General features: G+C 46.5%; 1 pseudogene. It reads left to right on the forward strand.

The features are described from left to right. Nucleotides 1-747: pseudogene (locus ACYVG7_RS10035) on the forward strand (chemotaxis protein CheA); the annotation flags it as partial. Nucleotides 748-800: the final 53 nt, after the last annotated feature.

Raw genomic sequence — 800 nt, forward strand, 5'->3', positions numbered from 1 at the left:
CGTGCCTCCTGCATGGAGACGCGATTAGATCACAGACGATCTGCCTGTTCAAATTTCATTAACAAAGTGCGATCCCGCCCTGAACTACTGGGGGAAATACTGATCCAAAGTGGATTATTGACCGAGCATGAGTTGTGCGAAGGACTATCACGACAAGCAGAACATCCGGAAAAAACTCGCTTGGGTGAATTATTGGTGGAGGAGGGAATTGTTCCTCCTGTCATGGTCAATCAAGCGTTGCAAAAACAGAGCCAAATACGAGAAAAACGTCATGCCGATAGCGCCTTTATTAAGGTTTCAGCACAAAAACTGGATGAGCTTATTAATTTGGTCGGAGAGTTAGTGATTGCTTCTGCCGGTGGTGAAATGTTGGCGCGGAGTAAAGCAGATAGTGAGTTACTCGCCTCGGTATCGGCCATTAATCGACACGTTGAACAAATAAGAGAGTCGGCCTTACGTTTACGAATGGTTGAAATTGGCGAGACTTTCATGCGATTTCAACGTCTGGTTCGTGATGCCAGTCAGGAGTTGGGTAAATCGATTTCGCTGACCATTGATGGTGCTGAAACAGAATTGGATAAATCGGTTGTCGAACGCATCAGTGAACCCTTGACTCATTTGGTTCGTAACGCGGTCGATCATGGCATAGAAACCGCCGAACAGAGAATGGCATCGGGGAAACCGGCACAGGGCAATATTCGACTGAATGCATTTCATGCTGACTCTTATACACAAGTAGCGTCCTGAACGGAACCTTTCCCGTTTTCCAGGATCTGATCTTCTATGTGACTCCCAACATA

It is taken from the genome of Pseudaeromonas pectinilytica (assembly GCF_054780855.1).